The organism is Paraburkholderia phytofirmans OLGA172 (assembly GCF_001634365.1).
In the GTDB taxonomy this organism is placed as follows: domain Bacteria; phylum Pseudomonadota; class Gammaproteobacteria; order Burkholderiales; family Burkholderiaceae; genus Paraburkholderia.
This window is the reverse complement of the sequence record NZ_CP014579.1, coordinates 1,499,157-1,519,349: the sequence shown is the minus strand read 5'-3', so window position 1 is coordinate 1,519,349 and position 20,193 is coordinate 1,499,157. Positions and strand designations below refer to the sequence as shown.

The window sequence follows — 20,193 nt, the reverse complement described above, 5'->3', positions numbered from 1 at the left end:
ACGCGAACAGGCGGCGTCAACATTGCGGATGCTCAGACCAGACTGGCGGCGCTCAGGGTCTCGTCGTCGGACTCGGCTGTCTGCGACCGGCTGGGATAGTCTGTGTAGCCGCGCTCGTCGCCGCCGAACAGCGTATTGCCGTCAAAGCTGGCGAGCGGCAGGTCATTGGCAAGCTGGTGCGGGAAGTCGGGATTGGCCACGAATGGGCGGCCGAAGGCAACCAGGTCCGCATAGCCATTCGAGATGACCCACTCAGCGCGCGCCTTGTCGTAGTTGCCCGCGACGATGATCGGGCGCGTGAAGCGGGTGCGGATTGCCTGGCGGAATTCCTCGGTGAATTGCGGAGCGTCGTCCCAATCGGCCTCGACCAGATGAAGGTAGGCAATGCCGCGCGCCTCAAGAAACTCGCTCGCTTCCAGGATGGTAGGCAAGACGTCGGGGCAGGCCATGCCGCGCGCGGTCAGGAACGGTGCAAGCCGGATCGCGGTGCGCCCGGCGCCGACCTCGTCGGCCACCGCATTGACGACTTCCTTCAGGAAGCGCAACCGATTCTCGCGCGAACCACCGTATTCATCTGTCCGCACGTTGGACGTTGTACGCAGGAACTGATCGACAAGGTAGCCATTGGCACCATGAATCTCGACACCGTCAAAGCCCGCCTTCATCGCATTACGGGCAGCTTCCCGGAAGCTTTCGACAATACCCTTGACTTCGACCGTGGTCAGCGCACGCGGCGTTGGACAGTCCACCATGGCACCCACGCCAGTGGTCGGGTCGACCTTCCAGATCTGACCGTCGAACGGTACCGCAGAGGGGGCAACGGGCAACGCACCATCATGAAAGTCCGGATGCGACATGCGGCCCACGTGCCAGAGTTGCAGGAAGATCCGGCCACCGGCGGCGTGAACCGCGTCGGTCGTAAGGCGCCATCCAGCGATCTGCTCGGCGCTGTAGATACCCGGCGTGAACGAATACCCCTTGCCTTGCGGCGAGATCTGCGTGGCCTCAGTCACGATCAGCGCAGCCGACGCGCGCTGCGCGTAGTAGCGCGCATTCATTGCGTTGGGCACGTCACCCGGCTGGGTGCTCCGTGCCCGCGTCATCGGCGCCATGGCGACGCGGTGGGGGAGTTCATGGCCGGCGACGGCCACAGGCGTAAAGAGCGACGTAGAGTTGGACACGGTGAATCTCCGAGATAGTTAGCGAAGTCGAGGAACGTTGCCTGATCGCACGCGATTCCTTCAAATGCTCCAGCTTCATGACCCACGGGACAGGGCCGCTGATCTGTGCACATTCTGCTAATCTCGCCGCCATTTGATAATTGGCGTGGGTTTTGAAGCACCTTCAAATAAAACGGAAATATCGTGGGCGACCCTGGATCCCAGCCCCCTGCTGATGGTCCGGAACGGTGGGCGGTGGACTTCGCGTCGTTGAAAGTATTGTGTCGCTTAATTCACTTTTTATATGACAGCTCGGCGGCCACAGAAATAAAAAGCAGTCCTTCTCCATTCCCTGCCGCCTCTGCATCGGCAATGCCTCGCGCTCAAGGCAGCGCAGCGCATCAAGACCCAACTGACAGGTCGTCATCCTTCACATATAATTGTCAGACCATTTACACATACCTTTCCGACACAGCAAATAAACAACACTCCATAACAAATATCTGTGCCTCAGTAAAATGACAAGCTACGCTCCCATTCACGGTTTTATTGTTAGAGCCCGGGAATAATCTTCCCGGTCCGCTCACCAATTACTGTGGATTACTAATGAAAAAAATACTCATTTCCAGCGCCATTGGCGCACTTTTCGCTGCTGCGGCGTCGTCGGCGTTCGCACAAAGCTCGGTCACGCTGTACGGCATCGTCGATGAAGCCATCCGGTATCAGACGAATGCTGGCCCGGGTGGCAAGGACCAGGTCGCCATGACGTCCGGCCCGGAAACCCACAGCCGCTGGGGCTTGAGGGGCAGTGAGGATCTGGGGGACGGCTGGTCCGCAATCTTCCGCCTCGAAAACGGCTTCGAAGCCTTCAATGGGCAACTACACGTCCCCGGCACACTGTTCAGTCGACAAGCTTTCGTGGGGCTGTCGAACAAAACGTGGGGCTCGCTGACTTTCGGTAGGCAATATGCGCCGGCCTACGACACCTTGGGCGATATCTTCGACCCGCTGACCGTTGGCAACTATTGGCAAAACAGCTGGATGTATAACGGCATCGGGCCTTACCTCGAAGTCAACAACTCGGTCAAGTACAAGGGCAGCTTCGATGGCCTGGCGGTCGATGCCCTTTACGGCTTAAGCAACCAGTCGGGCGCGCTCGGTCTCGGCGCCACCTATGCCGCCGAACTGACGTACACGTACGGCCCTGCCATGCTCAACGCAGGCTTCCAGCAGGTCTCCGTGCCGACATCTGCGACCGGCTCTTCGGTCGGCACCAGTGTCGGCAGCGCAATCAATGGCGCCAAGACCAACTTCCTGCACGTCAGCGGCGCGTATCAGGTCACTCATGACGTCCGCCTGCTGGCCGGCTGGCTGCGGGGGCAGGACCGGACTGGTTTGACCGACAGCTACATGCAGCAATCTGGCGCGCCGACACTGAAGGGTGGCAGCCCCAACCGTATCGACAACACTTATTACGTCGGTGCGAACTGGCAAGCCATCGCTCCGCTGCTGTTCACGTTCGCCTACTACTACGGACAGACGCGCAATGCTGAACTGCTCGACGGCTCGCTCGGCCGGGGGGTGAACCAATCGGCTACCGTTCTCGCCGAATACTCGTTCACGAAGCGCACGGAAGTCTACGCGATCACGGACTTCGCGCGCGGCACAGGCGCCTTCTCCGCCGACTACCCGGGCGGGGTCAACGGCGAGGGCGTTCCGACCAACACCACTGGCCGGACCAATCAAGTGGGCGTGGCAATCGGACTTCGCACGATGTTCTAAAGACGCGTTCATACCCTCCGACGTGGACCTCGCGTCGGAGGTGCACGGGCCATCATTTGCGCATGTTGTTTGGCTCTTCGAGCCTTTCCCCAGTCCTCACTGCCAATCAGGGTTAACCCAAATCTGGCAACAATCCCCTCCAGACACCGGGCTTAATCTTAAGCGTGCATCTACCTAGACTGTCGTTACTGATTACGAACAGGGCTGTTCGTAGAAGGTCAAGACAAAGTCTGGAGGTAGTAACCATGAAATCCCTGATTCAAGCCGTTGTTGTTGCCGCTGCGCTCGCTGCTCCCGTTGCCGTGTTCGCCCAATCAAATCAACCTGTCACCCGTGCACAGGTACGCGCTGAACTGGTCCAGCTCGAAAAGGCTGGCTACAGTCCGTCCCGTGGCGAAGATCCCAACTATCCGGCCGACATTCAGGCTGCCGAAGCCAAGGTTGCGGCACAGAACAGTGCCGTAGGTGGTGTAGCAGACGGTTCGTCGCAGTCGGGTCGTGCTACTGACACTGCGGTGTCTACGTATTCGCCCCGGATCTACACTGCTCACTAAACTAAGCCAGGCAGACGGGCGTGTAAGGCCCGAAGGCGCCGGTCAGCCGGCAAGCAGTGCTTTGTCGCGTGCAATGACTTCTGGCAAGTAGGTGCGCAGGAAGTCGACCCACGTCCGTGTCTTCGCATCGAGGAACCTGCGCGAAGGGTAGAGCGCGTAAATATTCATGTTCTGCAACGTGTGATGGGGCAGCACGCGAACCAATGTGCCGTCGCGCAGACCGTGGACGGCGGCATACAACGGCAGCATGCCGATACCCATTCCTTCACGAATGGCGACCATAAGCGATTCGGCGATATTCACCTGCAAGGGGCCGCGAACCAGAATCAATTCGCTGCCACCGGGGCCTTCGAGCAACCACTCGTGCGGCGGAAAAGCAGGCGTGTTCAATGTCAGGCATTCATGTCGCGCCAGATCGCCCGGTTTCTCGGGGGTGCCCCGCGAACGCACGTAGTGCGGTGAAGCGCACAGGATGTTGTACGTCGAGCCGAGCAGGTGAGAAACCATCTCCGAGTCAGAAAGCGAAGGAGCCGTGATGACGGCTACATCGCTGCATCCTCCAAACAGATCAGGCGCGCTCTGCGACATGGTGAGTTCGATCGACACCTCCGGGTGCTGGGCACGGTATCTTGTGATCGCCGGCAGTACATACTGCTGCCCAATGCTCGCGAAACTGAACATTCGCAACGTGCCGACAGGGCGGTCGTGAGCGCCGCTTGCCTCCTCCTCTGCCTTGTCGAGATCGGCGAGGATTTGCTGGCAGGACTGCAGATAACGCTCGCCAGCGGGCGTGAGGGCTAGACGGCGCGTCGAACGGTTCAGCAGGCGGATTCGCAGGCGGGCTTCGAGTTCTGATACCGCGCGAGACATGGCGCCGGTCGTCGAGTCGAGTGATTGAGCCGCGGCGGTGAAACTGCCCGCATCGACGACCTTGGCGAACACCCGCATATTTTGTAGCGTGTCCATAACACCTTCACGTTTGAAAAGAGCGATCTTCGTACCAATCAGCCAAACCGGTCGGGTTGCGGGCACAACCTGGCAGCGCGCCGCAAGCCGAAGCAATGCCATGAAAAGCTGCATTATGGTGGCTCTCGTTATTGCGTGACCGTTCCGATTCGGAAGCAGTGACGATGTCGGCTGGAATTCCGGATTGACCCGCAACCATGCCCGTACCGCCTTCACGGTAGAGCGCCAAAGCGGCACACTGCGCTGCTTGCGTCCTTTACCGCGCAAATGAATGCAGGCAAAACTGTCATCAAGGACCACATCCGCGACTTAGCGACAATCCTTTTCAATACGTTGTTACTCAGCAGTGTTCGGGGAATTCCGTCTCACGCGCAAAAAGCAGTATGCGAGCACATTTCACCAAATGCAAAGAGAGCTTTGCCCATGTGCCGCAACAGATCGTTTCGACATCGCAAGGCGCCAAGCTTGCGCGGTTAGGGGGGTAGGCTTCGGTCGAGCGATCCAGATCGGGAAATCGGTTAGCGTGCTACTACCGGCCGCCTTGGATTGAGATGCTGCGTCGGCGGCACCGGCGAATGCGAATGTCGCGTCCGCCAGCGACGACATCAGAAGCCCAAGAAGAGGAAGTGTCGATGCCGTCGCGCATGGACCGTGCGGGGTGATCGGATCTCGGGGCCGAGCTGTGCATCCGGATCAATGACCCTCGCGCGCAGCGCCATGTCATAGAACGCGCCAACCATCGGTAAGGCGCTGTGCGCGCCCTCGCCCCAATAGTCGTTGCCGAGCGTCACACGTGCATCGTCGAAACCTACCCATGCGCCTGCAACCAGTTGCGAATGCATCAGGATGAACCAGCTATCCGTGTTGTCCTGCGTCGTGCCCGTCTTGCCGGCCACGTCGGCGCGAATCCCGAAGCGCGTCCGGATGCCTGCGCCGGTGCCCCGGTTAACGACGTCGCGCATCACGTCGACGAGCGTTTGCGCGGCGCCAGCGGGCAGTGCCTGTTCCGGCGATGCGCTCGCGAATTCGGCGAGCACCTTGCCGTCGTGATCCTCGATGCGCGTGACCATGCGCGGTTCGAGATAGGCGCCGCGGTTCGCGATCGTGCCGTACGCCGAGACCATTTCCTTGAGCGTGACGGGACTCGTGCCGAGCGCGAGCGACGGCACCGCTTCGAGCGGACTCTCGCGCACGCCCATCGCACGCGCGAGCTGTGCGACCTTCTCGGGGCCTTCCCTTTGCATGAGCTGAGCGGTGACACGGTTGCGCGAATACACAAGCGCGTCGCGCAGCGTCATCGGTCGGCCGGTTGGTGGTTCCGCGTCGGTAGGCCGCCAGCTCGCATGCCCGGTCAGCGGAATGGCGACGTTCCGGTCGACGATCGTATCATTCGGGTGCGCGCCGTCCGCAAAAGCCGCGCCGTAGACGAACGGCTTGAACGTCGAACCCGGCTGGCGCCGCGCCTGCTGCACGTGATCGAACGGCTCGTCACGGAAGTCGCGGCTGCCGACCCATGCCTTGATATCTCCGTTGCGCGGATCGATCGCGACAAACCCCGCCTGGATCTGCGTCTTGCTCCGGCAGAGCGCGCGGACGAACGTGGGGTTCGTGCCGAGCTTCCTGAGCGCTGCCGGATCCGATTGACCAGCATCGCGTGCGGCGCGGTAATCGGGCGTCTGCCGGATGAATGCCTGGAACAGGTCGTTGCCCGGCCAGCAGCCCGTGCGTTCGTTCCACGCGTCGTTCGCGATCGATTGCAACTGGTTCGTCTGCCAGTCCATCGCCTGCGTCGCCATCGCCTGCAGGCGGGAATCGATGGTCGTGCGCACGACCAGCCCGTCGGCATAGATGTTATAGCCATTGCGATCGGCCCATGCGATCAGCCATTTGCGCAATTGCGCCGAGAAATGAGGCGCGGCGCCCGGTGGCGCGCTCTGCAACTCGAAATCGACGTTAAGCGGTTGTCGCGTCAACCAGCTGTAGGCGTCGCCCTTGAGCTTCCCGTACTTGTTCATCTGCCCGAGCACTGTGTTTCGCCGTTGCAACGCGCGCTCGGGATTGAGCACCGGGTTGTAGGTGCTGTTGGCCTTTAGCATGCCGATGAGCGTCGCGCTTTCGAGGATGTCGAGTTGCTCGGCCGATTTGCCGAAGTAGGTGCGTGCGGCCATTTCCACGCCGTAGGCGTTGTACAGGAACGGCACCGTGTTCAGGTACGTCTCGAGGATCTGATCCTTGCTGTACACGGCTTCGATCTTGAACGCCGTGATCGCTTCTTTAAGCTTGCGCGTGAGGGTCGGCGCGCGGCCGATTTCGTCGGGATACAGGTTGCGGGCAAGCTGCTGCGTGATCGTCGAGCCTCCTTGCCGGTCGCCGGAGAACGTATGCAGCGCGGCCGACGCCGTGCGCTTCCAGTCGATGCCGTGATGCTCGTAGAAGCGGCGGTCTTCGGTCGCTATCAATGCATCCACCATGTACGGCGAGATCTGTTTGAGCGACACCCACTCGCGATTGACTGGCTTGAATTCATCGAGCAGTTTGCCGTCGGCCGACACGATCACCGCTGGCCGATCGATGCGGGCTTTGCGGATGTCGCCGATACCCGGCGTAAACGGCACGAGCGCAAGCACGTACAGCAGGAAGAACGCCGGCAACGCGGCGAGTGTCAGCGCGATGCCCCGTCGCGTTGGGTGGCGAAGGCGACGCAGCGCGCTGCTGAAAACGAGTATGGCTATCGTGCTGCCGGCGGCGGCCAGCGGTTGGATGCGGGCGAGCCACCGTGCGTAACGTTCACGAAACAACGATAAATATCGGCGATTCACAGTGGCGGGGCGCTGGCGGAAAAGCCGGGATCGTAGCAAAACGGAACGGCGCTTCCGTCGTCAAAACAGGGTTACGGCGCACGGCATTAACAGATGATTACATTTGTTTCGTGTGAACAACGTTCGCTGCCTATCGCCCGGTTTTGCGGTGGCCCTTTTCCCGCGATCAGGGCGCGGAAATATGGTCGAACGCGATTGCATCAGGCGCGAAGACGGAGGCACACCTCATATGCATCACTTGCTGAGAATGTCGATCCGGGGATCAGCAGGCTGAGCGCCTTCTTCATGACCAGGGTGAGTCTCCGAGGCAAGGCCGGCATCAGGTCGATGCAGGACGTTGACTTCACGCGATCATTCACTGGCGGTCATGAGTCAGGCAGGGCCAATGGCCGCAAAAAGGCCGAACTTCAGCCGTCTGGACTACCAGTCAATGCGGTGCTTTTCATCGGTTTCACGATGACGACGATCGTCGTCCACGTGAAGATACTGACTGGTGGTCGTGAACGACGCATGCCCGAGATTGTCACACCCGAGCCGCTGGGTCATGTGCTGCAGGTCGCGCAGTTGATTCAGGCCGATCGCGATAACCGCCGCGCGTCAGGTTCGCCATCACGAACCAATCAGGGGCAGGCGCCGAAACTGAAGGAACGCAAGGCTGGCACAAAGAAGCAGCGGGAGATCACTGTTGATGAGCTGAACACCGCGATTGGCAGAACCACGGCCAGCCTCCAGGACTCTGTACTCAAAACCACGTCAAAGAGATAACAAAGGCACAAACCGCGACATTTCTACTTTGCTACCCCTGCGACACTTCAGAATGGCCTCGACACTTACTGTCAAAGCCAGATTGAAATGTCCGGGTTGGGACTTTTTAGAAATGTCCGGTTTTGAAGTTCAGAAATATCTACTTTTAAGGGCTTTAAAGCACCGAGCCAACCCGAGTTCTGGCAGTTCTCAGGATCGCCTCATTCAGCTCTTCACGCGTCAGTTCCCGCTGCTTGCGGGTGCCCACCTTGCGCTCCTTCGGTCGCGGCGCTTCGCCCTGGTTGGTCCGCGATGGCGAGCCCGACGCCCGCCGGTCATCACGCTGCGCCTGGATCACCTGCGCCATCTGCAACGTGTGCCCCAGCCGCTTGTTGTCAACCACCGCCGCCTGGTCAATCTCGGAGAGCCGGTCGTAGCGGACACAGGGCAGGGCAGCACCATTCACCCGGATCTCGATGCGCCCGTCCGGATACTCGAACACGTCCAGATAGTTGTGAATCAGGCTGCGGTTCGCCACCGTGTCTTCAAGCAGATAGATCACCCGGTCGTACTGCACGGTCAGCACCTTCGACACGCGCCGCGGCACGCGACATGTCAGGATCAGGTCAAGATCGTCATCCGTCCGCAGCGGCCGGTGCGCGTCGAACGTGCTCCTGGGCGCCTTGCCGAACCGGCCGTTAAAGTCGGCGATGAAGTGGGGCGCATAAGCGTTGGCCGCCTCCTTCGTGCTGATGCCACGCAGCCGCAACTCCTTCACGAGCCGGTCCTGCAACGTGAGATTGGCGCGCTCAACGCGCCCGTTGGCCTGACTGCTGTTGGCACAGAACGTATCCACATTCAGCTCGTACAGCGCCCGGCCAAACTGCGTCACGCCCTTGCCAAGCGTCACCGAATGGCTGTTGCAGTGAAACACGCTGGCCTTGTCGCTATACAGCGCGACCGGCTTGCCATGCTGTTCCAGGTAGCGCCGCATCGCCTCAAAGTAACTGAAGGTCGACTCGGTCGCCGTGAAGTGCAGCGCCATCAGCCGGCTGGTCGCATCGTCGATGAACACCAGCAGCGTGCAGGCCGGCGCGCGTTCCTCGAACCAGCGATGATCGCTGCCGTCGATCTGGATCAGCTCGCCCAGGCATGCGCGGCGGTTTCTCGGCTGGTGAAGTTTCGGCGGCCGCTGTTTGCGTGGAATCCATAGCCCGGCGTCGCGCATCCAGCGCCGCACGGTTTCCTTCGCCAGCACCACGCCATGACATTCAGCCAGCTTCTCGCACGCCAGCGTCGGCCCAAAATCGGCGTAACGCTCACGCACCAGCGCCATCGCCCGCGCACGGACATCCACCGGCAGTTCGCGGTTACTCGGTTGCCCACGCCGTGCCGAGACGAGCCCAGCCGGTCCTGCAGCCTCGTAGCGCCGCACCAGCCGGCTGACCTGACGCTCACACAGTTGCAGCCGTTCGGCCGCCAGCACGACCGTCAGCCGCCGCTGGACGACCGCCTCAATGATCTTCACACGCTCGAGCTCGTGCATGCTGATCGTGATGAATCCACGTCCGTTCATGGTCGGGCTCCGGGCTGGCTGTGATGCCGCAGCATGCGCCACAGCCGCCGGCCCGGAGCCGGGAACCGGACATTTCTAATGAGCCAGAACCGGACATTTCTATAAAGCTACTACAACCAGTCCGGTTGATTCTTGGCACCTATGGCGTGGTGTTGCGTTGGTTTTGGTTTTTCATATTTTGTTATATTTCAACGGGTAAGGCGACCGACTTATCCACAGGATATCCACTTTTTCAGGGGTTTCGTGTTGCGTGACCGGAGCACGGGCATTTGTTGCGTCAATGCTCATCCGAGAACGCAACAGGGTGAGGCGCGGCGACGTGATGCCGCCAGAGTCAGTGTTGCGTTCCCGCCGGTCCCTTGCTTCCGATCTAGGGCCGGCTTTTCGGTTTCACACCCAGTTCCCACAGTATGTCGATGTTCCTGAGATACGTAGCGACGTTCTCGGCCGAGCTGTGGATGATCGAATGTTCGTGGCCGTCAGCGCTGTCGACTTTCGCCGACCATGGGTCTTCCAGACTCTGGCAGATGTCGTTGATATCGTCGTGATACTGCTCCAGGGTTTCCGGGTCCCAGCTCCGCACAACATCAGGGGCCAGCAGCACCGAGAGCGTACCTTTCCGCTCGCCGATATACCGTACCGGCGCGAGCAAGCCACTGATGTAAAGCACCATAATCGCGTCGATCACGCGATCGTCATGATCCTCATCCCAGATGATGGCGAAGTCGAGGAACGCGCAACGTTCGAGCCGGTTCATGAACTCGTTGTGCCAGACCGGTGCCCGCAGAACAGAGTAATGGGTTCCCCGGCCGAGATTGCCCACGGGGCGCGTTTCATCGTGCAGGGTCTGGAAGAAGGGGCAGTAGGACATGTAACACTCCTTTCGGGAGAGAAGCGGCTTCCGCCGCGAAGCTCGGCCATTTCGTAGCCGAGGCATCATCGATACCGTAACAACGGAGGGCCTCGCTATTCGTCCTCGAAGTCGACGTAGGCGACGTCGATCTCCCGAATTTCCACGAGCCTTGATGCTCCTATCGTGACCAGCTCGGGGTCGAACAGAACGATGTTCGAGCCGCCAGGCGCCATGGCACTTGGGTACCGAATGCCATCATATAGGCCACTTTTCCGGATGCGCTCGACCAGTTTCTGGCAGGGGAGGTACTCGTGCTCGTCGTCTGTACGACGCAATGGTCGCGACAGTTCCTCCCCAAACGCTCGAAGCAGGTGCTCCAGTTCCAACTCGTATCGAGGAACATCATCGGCAAACGGGTTCGATGGGCGCACGGGTTTGTTCAGATCGACCAATCGAAGGCTTCGGACAGCGTGGACCTCGGCAACCGAAACCAGTAGGCCGCGCGCGGGCCGAACCTCGGCAATCGCTGTCGGTTCTTGATCGGCGACGTAGAGCACAACTTGACGTAACCGGTTTGCTCGCCCTGGCTTCGCTTTGCCTGCCGGCGGGGCACCGATGCCAACGCCAGCGTGGGGTTCAATAGTCCCGCCAATTTGCGTAAAGCCGAGGCGCGCTCGATACAGGATGGCTCCAGGGAGGACGTCGGCTTCTTGTCGGCCCAGTTCTTCGTCGAACAGCATCGGCATACGAGGTTTTCTACGTGGGTGCTCTTTGACCGCCGCACAGTACTCGTTCCATTCATCGAGCATGGTGGGACCAGTCCACGATCGACGATACAGCTCGTGCGCCCGAACTGGCGACTCGCCGCTGTCGTCGTCCCAGCCCGTTGCCAGAATGTCTTCGAGCAGGCCCGCTGCTCCATCAGAGCAATACAGGCCATCCTCGAACACTTCGTAATCCCACTGGATGGCATAGATGAGCATCTCGCCGCTCGCGTCATCGCTGGGAGCATACAACTGCATCAGATTCCTGAACGGCTCGTAGAGAACGTCGATATCGATAACCTTTACGCCGCTGGCCCCGCAGTAGTCGCAAGCGCCAATGCCGTTGCTTCGATCGCGGGCATATTCGCGCACCCATTCATGCGCGAAGCATTCCGGGCAACACTTTTTCGCCATCACAATGTCGCATCCTCACCTGTAGCGACTTGCATTTGAAACGGGCGTGCTTGCGTTCCATTGTCGCCTGCTCACATTATCTGCAACCTGCACAGGAGGGCGTTGGCGTTGGCCCGAAACGGCTAGATTTCGCCACGTCAGCCACGGAATTGCCTTCACTTACAGGATGTCTGCCCTGCATAGGTAACACACGTTGGACCATCATTGTCCTGTTGCCGTGCCCGCTGCGTCTGCTGACCGGAGTTCCAGGCCCGCATGCTGCTGTCAAAGAGCGTTTCATGAGGCTGCTCTTGCTGCTGCCGCTGCTCCTGCAATAGTTGTCGCGCCATCTCGTTCCCTTGCTGCTGTTGCAAGAGGGCCTGATCGTGCATCTCATTACGCTGCGTAGCGTACGCGTCGCCCGGTACGTACTGTGCGTGAGCGGTTGATGCGGCAGCTAGTGCCAGCATGGTCAATGCAATGTACTTGTTCACGATCGTCACCTCGCGCCCGCGTAGACAAAGGGGCTCAACTAGCATAGCAGACGGGACTTACGAGGCCACATGCGCAGACAGACAGCCGAGTGCATCGAGGAAAGAGGGGTGCCCTCAAGAACGGCTGAATGCAGGCATGGATGCAGATAATCCGAGCACGCGCATTCCGTCAGTTGCAGTTATTTCGAGCAGGAAACCGCGTCGATTGCAAGTACGGCCGGTTTCAAATGCAAGTCGCTACATCTAGTGCCTGCTATATGGCCCCTCGCTCAACGCCGCTTTCTTCTGCCGTCTGTGGAAGCCGGCTTTGCCCGCATTTCGGACGTCATCGAGGACACTGTCGCGGCAGGAACCGCGCCAAGCTTGTCGAGTCTATCGCGTGCCTCGCGATACTGCTCATAGAATTTCGCCCACTTGCTGAAGCCACCGAGTTCGCCGACGGCACGCAGCATGGCGAGGTGGGAGGCGGTAAGCAACTGCACGGTGGCCTCGAGCTCTGCAATCCGGATATCCTTGTCGGCGAGCGAGGTCGCGGTGTCGGAGCCGGAACGCTTTGCGACGCGGCCGCGCCAGCGCCGGTATTCCGACTGGCGCTGCTGATACTCGGCAAGCAACCTGCTGCGCAATTCGCTGCGGGTAATCGACGATGCCGCCTTGATGGACGGATGCAGCCGGGCAACGGCGCGCGCCGTGATGTCTCCGTCGTCGGCCAGCAACGTCTCGAGAATCTCGCGCATCTGCTCGTCACCAGCCAATGCCGTTTCAATGGGCTCAGTCATCAAGTACTCCACGTGGTCGGGGCAGTGAGAGGTCGACGCCATCGGGGAAGGGGTGTTCGCCCGGCGGAGTCGCGAGCAGCTTCTGTACGCCAGCCAGCCGTTTTTCCGCATGCTCTAGCTGGTTTTTCCAGCCGATACTCGTCGAAGGACGAGCTCTGATCGTCTCCAGTGCCTGCTTGAACGTGCCCTCGAGCCGGATCAGATTCTGCCGATGTTCCGGCAGGTCAGTCGCCGAGAGATGCCGGCAGTCAGCGAAACACTCGAGATGCTTGGGGCAGGGGTCGACTGTGAACGAGTTCAGGCAGTGCCCGTACGGGGTCGCATGGAATCCGTCCGCCTCGGCGCGCAGGTATTCGTACGCAGCCGCGTCGCCCTCGGTGGCCTGGATACGCAGGAAGGCACCGACGATCGGCCCGCTGGCCCTGCCGTCCTTGATGAGCCTGGCTACGGTGCTGGCTTTCTCGCCGAGCATGATCTCAATGTCCTGCGGAATCTCGATCTGTTCGAGATCCTCAGCCAGGCTGCGATGATCGTACTCGTAGCTCTGGGTGACACTGCGCCGGTTGAAGCGCTTCGAGATGATCGTATCCGCAACACCTAGGCGGAACAGTTCGGTGTTTTGTAGATGACGCAGCATGTGCGACTCGATCTTCAAGGCCCGGTCTTCATCGGTCTGGCCATATTTTTCGAACAACGATGGCAGGTTCTTCGCGTCGCCGAGCGCCTGTCCGATGAACGTAGGGTCCGGGCGGTTGACCGCCATGTAGCGCGCCACGTCGCACAGGCCATCGTTGCGCTCTTCGGCGAGCGAGCGCTTCGGCTGGAGGAACAGGAACTCCCACGGTTGAACGGACCCAACTGCCAGCGGCAGGGGAGTGAGGTCGGATACCTTCGTCGGCGTCGTGAGCCGGATGTGTTCCTCGAGCTCGCCGACGTGCAGATGCGTCGCATGCCATTCCATCCGATCGAGGAGTTTGACCGGCGAGCCGTCGCCATGGCGGAAGCACAGACTGGTCTCGCCCTCAAGCATCGCTGTTTTCAGGCGATTCCCGAACTGATAGACGGCCATGTCGAGAGTCAGGTCGCCACTGCGCCGCCGTTCATGCTGGTATTCGTGCAGTTCAGCAAGGACCGCGGGATCGAAGCCATCCCGATAGCGTTCGATGAACGGTTCCCGTTCAATTTTCAACCAGAACGGGTTGCCCATGAGGCGTGTATAGATTTCAATGACGGGCACGACGCTGTCGAGCGAATACCATGGCAGCAGCCGGCCCGTTTCGCATTGCAGCTTCAACGTCGCACGCAGTGGCTCCGTGATCCGGGCCACGTGGTCGAGTGTCTCTGTCAACAGCGTCCGGAACATCTCGGGCACGGGCTGGGTCTCTTCACGCAGCACGCGGCTGTCGGTCTCATCCTCCTGCTGCTTTTCCGCGAAGTGGCGCAGCATCAGGGACGTCGAGATGCCGCCGGATTCGCCGGCTGGCCGTCCCTTCGAATCCATGTACGTTCGCTCCCGCTTCCAGTCAACCGGCAACAGTGCGACTTCACCTGCACGCATGCCGGTCACGATCAAGGAGCGCATCGCGGCGAACCGCAGATCGTCCATGAACGTTCTCGGCTTTTCAGTCATCACGATGCGGGTCAGCTCCCAGAACGCCCGACGCTCCGGCAGACGCTCGCCACGCTTGCGGGCCTCGAGATCCTCGCGAAGCTCTTCCTGCGACCAGGTATGTTTCGCCTTGATCGCACTTTTCATTTTCATGCGCGGAACAGAGAGGGACGAGTACAGTGGACCGGCGTCGCAGATGTGCTGGGCATCGAGCACTGTCTTGATGATGCCGACCACCAGGTCTCCCAGCTTTCCTGTGGCCTGGATTGCTTTTCCGACACGGATCGCCAGACGCAGATCGTCGACGGTCAGTTGCCAGGGGTCCTTTTCCACGCACGTTGCAACCACCCGTAGCGGCCGCGCGATGTTTTGCATCACGTGTCCGGTAGTGTTCCGCTTGAACAGCAACTGTTCGGCAACGGCCGCCTTGATCAGATCCTGCCACGCTGACGATAGCGGGCGTCGGGGCAGCGGCGTCAGGCCCCGCTCTGCGCGCTCCGTGTTTACGATCGCCAGTGCCTTCGCATCAGGTCCCAGGTCTCGCAGGTAATAGGTCGGCGGCGGTACGTCGCCGGCAACGACGGTGAGGTTCCATCCGACGCCGTCGCATGCGGCGCCTGTTTCGTCGAGAGGCATGCGCCATGACAGGCCTTTCTCATGGGCCAGCGTTTTGCCCAGATCGATGAACGCGGAGTAGTGTGGATTCATCGGTTGTCGGCTTCCAGTTCCTCGATGACTGTCTGTATCTCGGCGATCGTGCGCTGCAGTTGCAGATAGGCAGGCGACCTGGTGTCGCCGCGGGAACTCTGGTCGAAGAAGATCACCACTTCGCGCATCTCGGCCAGCACGCGCTCATGCATCGTCTTGTCGTGCAGGGGCATGAACTTCCTGCATCCGTAGCACGACGTGACCGGGTTGTAGGGGCAAGCGGGCTGACCAGATTTGCAGCCGCCGATACCGGCGATCGGAATTCCGTGAGGCACGCCGGCAATCTGTTGCTCCCCTTTGAGTTGGGTGAGCTCTTCCGGGGAGATGAACCGGTCGTGCGCAATCTTCGCCACACGCCGGTATATGTCCGACGCACCGAGCGCCCGGTTCACCCGCTCCGCGTGGGTGGCCGATGTCGCGTAGTAAACCAGCCCGGTCTGCACATGCGAATGGCCCATGAATTCAGCGAGCTCCTCATGACTGGCACCGGCGTCAACGAGTCGCTGCGCCGCGGTATGACGAAGGTCCATAGCGCAAGCATCGTCGCCGATCAGGATTTCCACGCGGCGGGCAATGCGAGATCCGGCTTCATGATTGGATTTGACGCCGAAGACGCGATCATTGGCATCGCGCCCCTGAGAGTCTGCATACGCAACCAGCGCGATGAACAATATCCCCCATTCCTGTTTCACACGACGGACCATCGGTCTCTTTCGAAGCTTCCCCTGTTGCTTGACCATGAGAAACGTGAGATGCACGGTCGGCTCGCCACTGTGTTCCAGATCCCATATCCGTACGTCACGCATCGTCAGCATCGCGATCTGAATCGGACGCATGGCAAACTGGTAGGAACAGAGCACCATCGCCGCATCGCAAAGTGCCTCGTATGGAAGACTTGACCAGCCGCTTGTCCTAATGAGATTCGACGTTTCATCCAGATAGCGCACAATCGCGGCTTCCTCGTCAACGGACAGAAACACATCGCCTGATCGCACACGGGCATACTTGTCTGTTGCGGGGCCGGGCAGGCAAGCGCTGACATAGGCCAGATATGACTCGGACCAGCCATACAGGCGATGCCGGCATAGCAAACGCAGCACGGCCTTGACGAAACGATAGGCGTGAACGACTAACTGGCGGCCGCGCAGCGTCATCCATATCGTTGATATGCGGGTTGGTCCGGCTTCGACGATGCGTTCGACATCATGAACATCAAGATGCATTGCTGCGTTCAGAACATTGAAGCAGGTCGAGATATGCAGGTCTTCACCCAGCAGGAAGACCAGCAGATGCTTCTGGAGGGTGCCGTACGAAGAAGGGTACCGACTAAGATCAAGCCGGAACAGTCGACCATTGATGTGAAGCCCGAGGATATCGGCCTGGCGGACTTCGGGCACGGAGCGCAGCGTGTCGTCGAAGTCGTCGTAGTAGCGCACGACCGGCGGCAGTTCTGGCAACGACGACACCATGCTTTCAAGCACCGATGGCTCGATTCCCAGGTGAGTCTGGGACGACGGAGCTTTTTGCATGTTCAACGGCCCTGTGGAAGCGCGCGCAACACAGCCACACGATCATCGAATTCGTCGTTCCATACGCTCGCGAGCCGGTTTTCAAAGACGGCCCTGGCATAGCGCGAAGGCATGTCTGATTCTTTTGACCAGCCGAAGAACGTGCGCATCTTCTGTAGTGCTTCGTCCATCGCGTCGCCTCGCTCCAGTAACTGGTGAAGCCTCAGCACAGCGCAGGTGTGCCGGAGGTCGTGACAGGTAACCGATTTTTTCCCGGTGCGATCGTGCAGTTCCTGCAGCACCTCGGCTGGCAATGCCTTCGATATCAACGTAAAGATCTTGGTCAATGACTCTGTGGACAGAGGACCGCCAGTCTGGGCATTAAGCATGAACGAATGGGAAGGTCGCCCCCGGTAATTGTCGCAATAGGCCTGCACGAGGCGCGCCGTCGCATCGCTTACCGGTATCTGCCTGATCGAATGAAGCGTCTTGATGCTCGGTTTCGAGTAGCGGCTATCGCCGTCTGCTTCTTCATACCCATTCTGTCGGACGTTCAGCCAGTACCGTGTCCGATCAAGCTTGCGGTCATGGCTGCTTTTGATGGCATCCGCGGTCAGCAGCAAGAGTTCGCCCCGGCGCAGTCCCTGATGGAGCATCAGCACGAATGCAATGAAGACCCGCCAGCGCGTCTGGGAACGTCGGAACGGATTGGCATCCGACTCCGGATCCAGTATCTGATAGAGGCTTTCGACCACACAGGCAGGCAGCGATCGAACCATCTCACTTCGGCCGCCTTGCCGTATGTGAAGCTGGCTGTAAAGCGTCGACAGGCGATGGATCCGCGCTTCGATCTGCTGCATTTTCGCGTCGGCAGATTTCGAAAGCCATGTGACCACCGATGTTACGAAGGTCAGTCCGGTCTGCCACCGATCCTCGTTGCTGCTGGTCGCCGCAGGCTGGTTGCGCAGGCTGACAAACCACGATTCGAGAATGTCCGCGAGCTGGGCGTCGTCGAGACTGGACAGCGCATCATCGAGCGCATTCGCCCGGAATGACCGATCAGCGTGTTCATACAGGCTCTCGATGTACCGCAGCCGCATCGTCTGCGTAGACGTCGCCCATTGTGACGCAGCGACGACCAGCCAGACTGAGGCCCAGTATCGAGGAGCGTGATTGCTGTCAGCCAGCAAGACGCCTCGAAGCGAAAGCGGCACGGCCTCGGCGCTGATCTGAACGAACATAAAAACCCTGCAACCAGAACACAACACCGAAACCTACCATAAGTACATGTAGCCGTTGCGGTATCTAAGGCTTGAACGCTGTCCAACATGCAACACCCTAAAACATACCAACAGTGTTGATAATTTATATTATGTCAACTCGCACGCTTCCGGCAGGAGGCAGTATTCTCGCCTGGCCGCCTCGCTGCGTAAGCGCAGTGAGTGTACGGAAACACTACCCGAGGACATGAAAACCGGTGAATACCGACCTCAGCTAGCCATTACGCTGACCTACCGCCGAGCGACGAGGCAAAAATCAACTTGCGTTCGGCGCGTGTCATTGTCTTTGATCTCGACATCTTATAAGTTGAAGTGCTCATGATCCTTCTGGCTGTCTCCCGTTTGAGCTGGCCAGAATGGCGTTACCCGATACTCAGCAGATAGTCGCGATCCTCATCGCTCATGGCATTGAGCCATTCTCCTTCGCCCCCGGGTTCGGGAAGCACCTTTCCGTACTCAACCATCTGCGCTGGAGGAAGTTCAGAAATATATGCCCAAACGAACCGCGACTCTACGTTTGCCCCCTCCTGTACAACTCGCACAATATCGTTGAACAACTGCTGTTTCTGATCGGCCGTACGACCTGCACGGATGTAACCGTGCACGAATATCTGATCTGATCTGAGCGGCTTCCCACCGATGAAATGATTACCAGCGGGGACGTCGTCGAATATCACCTGAGCAAAGAATCCTTGTGCTCCGGTCGCGGTGCTGTGTGATTGCGTGATTCCAAAGGCGATCTGCTGCTTGGCCGCTGCGTCGAGACGCCCTGCTGCTGCGGAAACCAGATAGGTAGGCATTTCAAGCTCCTTTCGTCGTTTAACATTTGGATGCGTATCCATCTAAATGTACAGAGAAAATCCCACTAACGGCTGCCAGTGCGAATTTGACGTGTAAGTTCGCTATGCTTTTCTCGCCGCTGTCGGGCTCGTGTCCTCAGCGGACTGCAAACTCGGGACGCACATCGCCTGCGCGCGGAAGCCTCATGATCTCCCGTGCTTCGGTGGGCGTGGCCGGCTCAAGGCCCATTTCACGCACCGGGCGCACGATCCGCTCGGTCTGGTGCTGCATCTCTGGCTGACGGGTCGACCCGGGTGCGCCGGGATCACCTTCGGTATGGGTAGTGGAAGACCTTTCGGACAAAAAGCGTGCCGAGGACCAGATCCGGCGCGCAAACCAACGTCTCGAACTTAGCGTCGCGCGGCGAACGTTGAACCTCCGCATGAGCAACGAAGCGCTGCGAGCCGACATTGACCGCCGCCGGGCCGCGCAAACTCTATCTGCGGAAAGCCGCGAGAAGTATCACGCACTCTTTCGGCATTTGCCGCTGGGGCTGCTTGTATGCGATGCAAGCGGCGACATCACCGAGGCCAACCGTACGTTTCAGCAATATCTCGGCGCCAACACCCGAGCCGCGCTCGAACAGGGACTCTCGGATCCGACGCGTGTTATCAAGGCAGACGCGGACACCGTACCTTGATCTCCGACCTGCTGCGGGGTCATTTACCCGGAACCAGCAGGCGCGTCGCCCGCTTCGATATCGGCCTCATCGCTCGCAACGGCGAGCGGCGCGACCTGGCGGTCGTAGACGCTCCGATGTCGGGTCGTGGCTTCGGTGTCACCTTCGCCTTTTCCGATGTGACTGAGCAACGCCGCGCCCGCGAGCGGGAACACGCACAACAAGCCGCTCTTACGCATGCATCGCGACTTTCACTCATGGGCCAGATGACATCTGCCTCGGCCCACGAGTTAGGACAGCCTCTTAGCGCGTGCCAGTGCTACCTCAGCGGCTTGCTCCATCGGATTGCCGGCGAATTGCCTGACCAGCCTGAACTCGCCGCCGCACTGGACAAGTGCTATAGCGCACATGGATCAGGCAGGCCAGATTTTCCGCAATCGTATCGCACGGATCGCGCGGGAGCGGTATGCCACGCGTCTGCGGACTCACTCGCTCAAGGAGTAGTTGGCCCGTCTCTCCGCTCGCGAGCGCGAGGTCCTGGACGGCTTGCTGGACGGCCGGACCAGCAAGGAAATCGCGCGTGTATTGAACATCAGCCCAAAGACGGTGGATGTCCAACGCACGAATGTGATGCGGCAGATGTTGGTTAGCAGCGGCGCCGAACTCGTTCGTTTGCTTGGGGCATTGCGCCGCGAATGACGCATTGATCGCTCGCACGCTGGCAGGAAGACCGGGTTAATACACC

19 protein-coding genes and 1 pseudogene are annotated in these 20,193 nt (G+C 59.8%); 5 read left to right on the top strand and 15 right to left on the bottom strand.

All coding sequences use genetic code 11. The features are described 5' to 3' along the window. Window positions 1-32: 32 nt before the first annotated feature. A complete protein-coding gene (locus AYM40_RS26880) occupies window positions 33-1,181 on the bottom strand; it encodes an alkene reductase (RefSeq protein WP_063499176.1) in 1,149 nt (382 codons plus the stop codon). A 585-nt stretch (window positions 1,182-1,766) separates the two neighbouring features. Here AYM40_RS26880 and AYM40_RS26875 point away from each other — a divergent pair. Continuing rightward, the gene (locus AYM40_RS26875) at window positions 1,767-2,942 is read left to right on the top strand and encodes a porin (protein ID WP_063499175.1); all 1,176 of its coding nucleotides are present in this window, start codon (window positions 1,767-1,769) and stop codon (window positions 2,940-2,942) included. 245 nt (window positions 2,943-3,187) lie between these two features. Beyond that, complete coding sequence (locus AYM40_RS26870; protein ID WP_063499174.1) at window positions 3,188-3,496, top strand: DUF4148 domain-containing protein; 309 nt, start codon at window positions 3,188-3,190, stop codon at window positions 3,494-3,496. A gap of 42 nt (window positions 3,497-3,538) precedes the next feature. Here the strand turns inward: AYM40_RS26870 and AYM40_RS26865 are convergent, their stop codons facing one another. The 3 genes from AYM40_RS26865 to AYM40_RS26860 form a co-directional block, all read right to left on the bottom strand. Next, window positions 3,539-4,462: a LysR family transcriptional regulator gene (locus tag AYM40_RS26865; protein WP_063500724.1), complete on the bottom strand. Its 924-nt coding sequence runs from the start codon at window positions 4,460-4,462 to the stop codon at window positions 3,539-3,541. Window positions 4,463-4,469: 7 nt separating this feature from the next. Continuing rightward, the gene (locus AYM40_RS41525; RefSeq protein WP_158515333.1) at window positions 4,470-4,691 is read right to left on the bottom strand and encodes a hypothetical protein; all 222 of its coding nucleotides are present in this window, start codon (window positions 4,689-4,691) and stop codon (window positions 4,470-4,472) included. Between the two features lie 376 nt (window positions 4,692-5,067). Next, complete coding sequence (locus AYM40_RS26860) at window positions 5,068-7,260, bottom strand: penicillin-binding protein 1A (protein ID WP_420488513.1); 2,193 nt, start codon at window positions 7,258-7,260, stop codon at window positions 5,068-5,070. A 348-nt stretch (window positions 7,261-7,608) separates the two neighbouring features. Here AYM40_RS26860 and AYM40_RS41990 point away from each other — a divergent pair, with 348 nt between their 5' ends. Continuing rightward, window positions 7,609-8,046, top strand: a complete 438-nt coding sequence (locus tag AYM40_RS41990) for a hypothetical protein (protein WP_063499172.1) — start codon at window positions 7,609-7,611, stop codon at window positions 8,044-8,046. 154 nt (window positions 8,047-8,200) lie between these two features. Here the strand turns inward: AYM40_RS41990 and AYM40_RS26850 are convergent, their stop codons facing one another. From AYM40_RS26850 to AYM40_RS42750, 10 genes and pseudogenes are all read right to left on the bottom strand, one after another. Then, on the bottom strand, window positions 8,201-9,601 hold the full coding sequence (locus AYM40_RS26850; protein WP_063499171.1) for an ISNCY family transposase: 1,401 nt from the start codon (window positions 9,599-9,601) through the stop codon (window positions 8,201-8,203). Between the two features lie 370 nt (window positions 9,602-9,971). Next, window positions 9,972-10,472: a hypothetical protein gene (locus AYM40_RS26845; RefSeq protein ID WP_063496035.1), complete on the bottom strand. Its 501-nt coding sequence runs from the start codon at window positions 10,470-10,472 to the stop codon at window positions 9,972-9,974. Between the two features lie 95 nt (window positions 10,473-10,567). Continuing rightward, a complete protein-coding gene (locus AYM40_RS26840; protein WP_063496036.1) occupies window positions 10,568-11,632 on the bottom strand; it encodes an RES domain-containing protein in 1,065 nt (354 codons plus the stop codon). 155 nt (window positions 11,633-11,787) lie between these two features. Further along, a complete protein-coding gene (locus AYM40_RS26835) occupies window positions 11,788-12,105 on the bottom strand; it encodes a hypothetical protein (protein ID WP_148662148.1) in 318 nt (105 codons plus the stop codon). A 269-nt stretch (window positions 12,106-12,374) separates the two neighbouring features. Then, window positions 12,375-12,884, bottom strand: coding sequence for a hypothetical protein (locus AYM40_RS26830; protein WP_063496038.1), 510 nt, complete (start codon window positions 12,882-12,884; stop codon window positions 12,375-12,377). After that, complete coding sequence (locus tag AYM40_RS26825) at window positions 12,877-15,129, bottom strand: hypothetical protein (protein ID WP_236720930.1); 2,253 nt, start codon at window positions 15,127-15,129, stop codon at window positions 12,877-12,879. The genes AYM40_RS26830 and AYM40_RS26825 overlap by 8 nt, the downstream gene beginning before the upstream one ends. A gap of 68 nt (window positions 15,130-15,197) precedes the next feature. Further along, window positions 15,198-16,730 (bottom strand): tyrosine-type recombinase/integrase, encoded by a 1,533-nt coding sequence (locus tag AYM40_RS26820; protein WP_063496040.1) that lies wholly within the window; start codon window positions 16,728-16,730, stop codon window positions 15,198-15,200. Between the two features lie 2 nt (window positions 16,731-16,732). Further along, on the bottom strand, window positions 16,733-17,569 hold the full coding sequence (locus tag AYM40_RS26815; RefSeq protein WP_236720931.1) for a tyrosine-type recombinase/integrase: 837 nt from the start codon (window positions 17,567-17,569) through the stop codon (window positions 16,733-16,735). Window positions 17,570-18,351: 782 nt separating this feature from the next. Continuing rightward, window positions 18,352-18,789, bottom strand: a complete 438-nt coding sequence (locus AYM40_RS26810; protein WP_063499170.1) for a tautomerase family protein — start codon at window positions 18,787-18,789, stop codon at window positions 18,352-18,354. Window positions 18,790-18,925: 136 nt separating this feature from the next. Beyond that, window positions 18,926-19,048, bottom strand: a pseudogene (locus AYM40_RS42750) (3-keto-5-aminohexanoate cleavage protein); the annotation flags it as partial. Window positions 19,049-19,211: 163 nt separating this feature from the next. Between AYM40_RS42750 and AYM40_RS26805 the strand changes: the two are divergent. Beyond that, window positions 19,212-19,469, top strand: coding sequence for a PAS domain-containing protein (locus tag AYM40_RS26805; RefSeq protein WP_148662308.1), 258 nt, complete (start codon window positions 19,212-19,214; stop codon window positions 19,467-19,469). A 23-nt stretch (window positions 19,470-19,492) separates the two neighbouring features. On the opposite strand, the gene AYM40_RS26800 is transcribed toward AYM40_RS26805, so the two are convergent. Continuing rightward, window positions 19,493-19,687, bottom strand: a complete 195-nt coding sequence (locus AYM40_RS26800) for a hypothetical protein (RefSeq protein WP_063499168.1) — start codon at window positions 19,685-19,687, stop codon at window positions 19,493-19,495. A 265-nt stretch (window positions 19,688-19,952) separates the two neighbouring features. Between AYM40_RS26800 and AYM40_RS26795 the strand changes: the two genes are divergently transcribed. After that, window positions 19,953-20,147 carry a LuxR C-terminal-related transcriptional regulator gene (locus tag AYM40_RS26795; protein WP_063499167.1) on the top strand — a complete coding sequence of 65 codons (195 nt, stop codon included), beginning with the start codon at window positions 19,953-19,955 and terminating at the stop codon, window positions 20,145-20,147. Window positions 20,148-20,193: the final 46 nt, after the last annotated feature.

Excerpts from the sequence above, each read along its gene's own strand:
- AYM40_RS26875 (WP_063499175.1), top strand. The coding sequence starts at position 1,767 with ATGAAAAAAATACTCATTTCCAGCGCCATTGGCGCACTTTTCGCTGCT.
- AYM40_RS26870 (WP_063499174.1), top strand. The coding sequence starts at position 3,188 with ATGAAATCCCTGATTCAAGCCGTTGTTGTTGCCGCTGCGCTCGCTGCT.
- AYM40_RS26865 (WP_063500724.1), bottom strand. The coding sequence starts at position 4,462 with ATGGACACGCTACAAAATATGCGGGTGTTCGCCAAGGTCGTCGATGCG.
- AYM40_RS41990 (WP_063499172.1), top strand. The coding sequence starts at position 7,609 with ATGCAGGACGTTGACTTCACGCGATCATTCACTGGCGGTCATGAGTCA.
- AYM40_RS26850 (WP_063499171.1), bottom strand. The coding sequence starts at position 9,601 with ATGAACGGACGTGGATTCATCACGATCAGCATGCACGAGCTCGAGCGT.
- AYM40_RS26845 (WP_063496035.1), bottom strand. The coding sequence starts at position 10,472 with ATGTCCTACTGCCCCTTCTTCCAGACCCTGCACGATGAAACGCGCCCC.
- AYM40_RS26840 (WP_063496036.1), bottom strand. The coding sequence starts at position 11,632 with ATGGCGAAAAAGTGTTGCCCGGAATGCTTCGCGCATGAATGGGTGCGC.
- AYM40_RS26830 (WP_063496038.1), bottom strand. The coding sequence starts at position 12,884 with ATGACTGAGCCCATTGAAACGGCATTGGCTGGTGACGAGCAGATGCGC.
- AYM40_RS26825 (WP_236720930.1), bottom strand. The coding sequence starts at position 15,129 with ATGCCTCTCGACGAAACAGGCGCCGCATGCGACGGCGTCGGATGGAAC.
- AYM40_RS26820 (WP_063496040.1), bottom strand. The coding sequence starts at position 16,730 with ATGCAAAAAGCTCCGTCGTCCCAGACTCACCTGGGAATCGAGCCATCG.
- AYM40_RS26815 (WP_236720931.1), bottom strand. The coding sequence starts at position 17,569 with ATGCAGCAGATCGAAGCGCGGATCCATCGCCTGTCGACGCTTTACAGC.
- AYM40_RS26810 (WP_063499170.1), bottom strand. The coding sequence starts at position 18,789 with ATGCCTACCTATCTGGTTTCCGCAGCAGCAGGGCGTCTCGACGCAGCG.
- AYM40_RS26805 (WP_148662308.1), top strand. The coding sequence starts at position 19,212 with ATGAGCAACGAAGCGCTGCGAGCCGACATTGACCGCCGCCGGGCCGCG.
- AYM40_RS26800 (WP_063499168.1), bottom strand. The coding sequence starts at position 19,687 with ATGCGTAAGAGCGGCTTGTTGTGCGTGTTCCCGCTCGCGGGCGCGGCG.